At 65.9% G+C, this 1,546-nt stretch carries 1 protein-coding gene; it reads left to right on the top strand.

Annotated elements, in window-relative coordinates:
* Nucleotides 1-512: 512 nt before the first annotated feature.
* The coding region (locus tag ABD339_RS33435; protein WP_344570936.1) for a hypothetical protein at nucleotides 513-1,546 on the top strand (1,034 nt) is incomplete at its 3' end.

Raw genomic sequence — 1,546 nt, 5'->3', positions numbered from 1 at the left:
GAGGCTGGCACCGCAGCTGGCGTGGGCCGAGTTGTAGTGGGCCAGCTGGATCACCAGGAGGACGAGGTGGGCGACATAGCTTCATGGAGGTCGGCTCGCCGTTTGCATGGGATCCGCAGTCGGCGGATCTTGCCGGATGGCCGTTGTGGCCAGGGGCAACGGTGACCGTGTGCCGCGGGACGTCGTCCTCGGCATCATAGAAGGCGTGTTCAATCTCCCGTTCTCCTATGCTGTTTCGGGTTGCTCCGGGTGGCGTCTCGGTAGCGTGCCACGCCAGTTTCTCGGAGTGGTCCGGTGAGTGCCGTCGCGCCGTCGCGCCGTTGCTTCCGGCGGGAGGAGTGAGGCCGGGGCGGGGTTCCGGGGGCGTGTCGTGAGCGGATGCGGAGGGTGTGCCGCAGCAGGCGGTACCGGGTCCGGTTCCGGTCGAAGGTGCCCGGGCTGTCGGGCAGGCGGTCAGGTGAGCAGAAAGCGCCCATACAGGCGGCTTCACACGGAATGGGAAGGGATGAACCATGCCGAGGAAGTATTCCGATGAGGAATACGCGGCCGCGTTGAACGCCCGGGAGCAGGGAGACCTGCCCAAGCAGACGGAGACGCAGGGAGTGTTGATCGGTGGCGTCACCGCCGACATCCCCATCGGCAAATTCCTGAACACGCTGCGAAGCCGGGGGCGCACAAAGGCGTTGGGAGAGGGGCTGGTAGAGGCGCTGACATGGCATGGTCTGGCGCCCCGGCAAGTATCAGACGGCCGGTGGACGATCCCGCAGACCGGACAACTAGTCATGTGGAGGGACGAGCATTACGCGGCCGCGCTGAACGCCCGGAAGCAGGGGGACCTGCCCAAGCAGACGGATACGCAGAAGGTGGTGATCGACGGCGTCACCGCCGAGGTCCCCATCGGCCAATTCCTGACCAATCTGCGAAGCCGGGGGCGCAAAACGGCGTTGGGAGAGGGGCTGGCAGAGGCGCTGACATGGCATGGCCTGCCGCCTCGGCAAATATCAGAGGGTCTGTGGACGGTCCCGCATACCGGACGGCAAATCATGTGGAGGGACGAGGATTACGCGGCCGCGCTGAACGCCCGGAAGCAGGGAGACCTGCCCGGGTTTAGGGATACGCAGACGGTGGTGATCGGTGGCGTTACCGCCGACGTCCCCATCAGCCAATTCCTGAACACGCTGCGAAGCAAGGGACGCAAGAAGGCGTTGGGAAAGGGGCTCACAGCGGCGCTGTCCCGGCATGGTCTGGCGCCCCGGCAAGTATCAGACGGCCGGTGGACGATCCCGCAGACCGGAAAAAAGATCATGTGGAGGGACGAGCATTACGCGGCCGCGCTGAACGCCCGGAAGCAGGGAGACCTGCCCAAGCAGACGGAGACGCAGACGGTGGTGATCGGCGACGTCACCGCCGACGTGCCCATCGGCCAATTCCTGAGCACGCTGCGAACCCGGGGGCGCAAGAAGGCGTTGGGAGAGGGGCTGGCACAGGCGCTGGGGCGGCATGGCCTGTCGCCCGTCTGGCAGGAGAACAAATGGAGGATCGGTGG

The sequence above is a fragment of the Streptomyces axinellae genome (assembly GCF_039532135.1).
GTDB classification, from domain to species: Bacteria; Actinomycetota; Actinomycetes; order Streptomycetales; family Streptomycetaceae; genus Streptomyces; species Streptomyces axinellae.
The sequence above is the reverse complement of the archived record's forward strand: the minus strand, read 5'-3'. Positions and strand labels throughout refer to the sequence as shown.